1 protein-coding gene is annotated in these 2,102 nt (G+C 54.7%); it reads left to right on the top strand.

Translation table 11 applies throughout. The features are described 5' to 3' along the window. Positions 1-560 precede the first annotated feature (560 nt). On the top strand, positions 561-1,925 hold the full coding sequence (locus AiwAL_RS20005) for a hypothetical protein (protein ID WP_262313470.1): 1,365 nt from the start codon (positions 561-563) through the stop codon (positions 1,923-1,925). The last annotated feature ends 177 nt before the right edge of the window (positions 1,926-2,102 follow it).

The following is a 2,102-nucleotide window of genomic DNA, read 5'->3' as shown; positions in this document are numbered from 1 at the left end:
TTGCCGTCAAGCGCGACCAGACCAAAGTGAAGGCGCGCGATTTCGGGTGAGTCTTTGAGTCCTATTGCTGATGATTCCGGGCTCGGTGGCCGATCACATGGTCACATTTTCTCACGACCAGATGCTGAGGCTCACTGCAGCAAACCACCGGAGTTGATCTATAGCTGCCTCTTAACAGGCCGGTTGGCAGTAGCCGAAGTTGGCCGGGAGGGGTCCGGCAGGTTCAGGGCGGCGGCGGTGAGATAGCTGCTGTTCACCTGGGCTGGCATGCGGCCGACTAGTGTCGACCCCAGGTCAGTCACTCAAGGAGCTGTGGTTGTGTCTGTAAGCGGACGGTGCTCGTGTGAACGGGCGACGGCTCAGCGCCCCGATCTGCGAATCTGGTGACTCCGCCGCCTACCCAGAATCGGCCAAATGCTATTATAGAAGGGGGTTGACTGATGTCGTGAATGATCGTGATGGCGGGATGCGTCCAAAGCGTCTTTTTCCAGTGCTTCTCTGGCTCGACCGCACTCATCAGAGTATCGCTCCAGCTCCCCGTCCATCTTGCGAGATATAACATGAAGTCGATTGTGTGTATAAATCATGAAATTCCCACGGTCCATGATCAAATCGATTATCTTTCAAGCGAGTCTCTACGAGACTACGACATCGCAATATTTGACCCTGCGTTTCCTAACCTAAGCCGGATCGAGTTCAGCGGTGGCGGATCATGCTTGGCGATAGAGGCGACTGAAGCACTAACTAAGGCACTCGCTCACTGGTCGGCCGAGCTGCGAGGCGCGCTCCAGTCAGGGAAAACAGCATTCATATTGCTTAATGAATTTGAGCAAGACTCGGCCGCGACTGGAAGTTCTATGAAGTCGCGGAACCAACGAACATACAATACCAAGTATATCGAGAACTATAGCGCTATTCCAGTTAGAATTGACGCTAAAAATGCTAAGGGGCGGAAGGTCAATGTCAAAGACGGACGTTTTCGCAACCTATACGACATAATCGCGCAAATAACAGAGTATCGCGTGATTCTTACTGCTACTAACGACATGGAGGTAATATTTTCTGCGAAAGACGGGGCGGCAGTAGGGTCTATCATAAGACCCGAAGGGCTGCCGGGATCACTAGTTTTGCTGCCCTATTTCAGCTTCGACACTGAGACATTTACCGAGGATGAGGACGGCAGGCTCGTTTGGACCGACCAGGCGATCCAGACCTCGCACGCCCTGATCGGTCAAATTCTTGCAATTGATAAGACGATAAGGGGCGCTGCGGGACTCACTCCGCCGCCCAATTGGATTGTTAACGCGAGATCGCCTGCGCTTGGAGCGGCGATCGACGTCGCGATCGCTGATATTGATGCGCAGATCGAGGATTTGAATAATGAGCGAAGCGAGCGCGAGCAAGCCAAGTCCGATTTGGCTGGATATACCCATCTCCTCTACGAGACGGGAAAACCGCTAGAGCGCGCCATCACGAAGACCTTGCAGCTTTTAGGATACGAGGTCGACACGCTCCGGATCGGAGATCTCGAGATTGACCATGTCATTGTTGGCCCGAGCGGCAAGCGTATGATTGGTGAAGCGGAAGGGAAGGATACGTCTGCGATCGACATCGGCAAATTCCGCCAGCTTGCGTCGAACATACAGGAGGACTTCGCGCGGGAAAAGGTCGACGCTCCCGCGAAAGGGCTGCTTTTTGGCAACGGGTATCGCCTGATGCCGCCAGAAAATCGGGGCGAGCAGTTCACCCGGAAGAGCCTCACCAACGCTCTGCTCCATGGCACCGCGCTGATCCGAACGGCCGACCTTTACCCCGTCGCGGTGCATCTACTTGATCATCCCGAAGATGACGATTTCAGGACGGCCTGCCGAGCAGCGATCGAGGACACCGCCGGTGCCATAGTGAGCTTTCCCAACCCCGCCTGACCGAACGCGCGTAATTGTATTCGATTTCCTACACGCCGTTAGTCTTACTGTGTCACAAAATTCTTGCAGCGATTCGTTGACGCGTGTGAGTGGGTAGAGATTCTGACTCGTGGAGGCGGGTGGTGGGTCTCGAATCGAACACGCAAGGCAGCGAATCACGTCTGGCCGCCTATGTCG

It is taken from the genome of Acidiphilium sp. AL (genome assembly GCF_025499445.1).
Taxonomy (GTDB): Bacteria; Pseudomonadota; Alphaproteobacteria; order Acetobacterales; family Acetobacteraceae; genus Acidiphilium; species Acidiphilium iwatense.
This window is presented reverse-complemented; position numbering and strand designations above follow the sequence as displayed.

What these genes read in the sequence shown, in the direction of transcription:
- AiwAL_RS20005 (WP_262313470.1), top strand. Translation starts at nt 561, where the DNA reads ATGAAGTCGATTGTGTGTATAAATCATGAAATTCCCACGGTCCATGAT.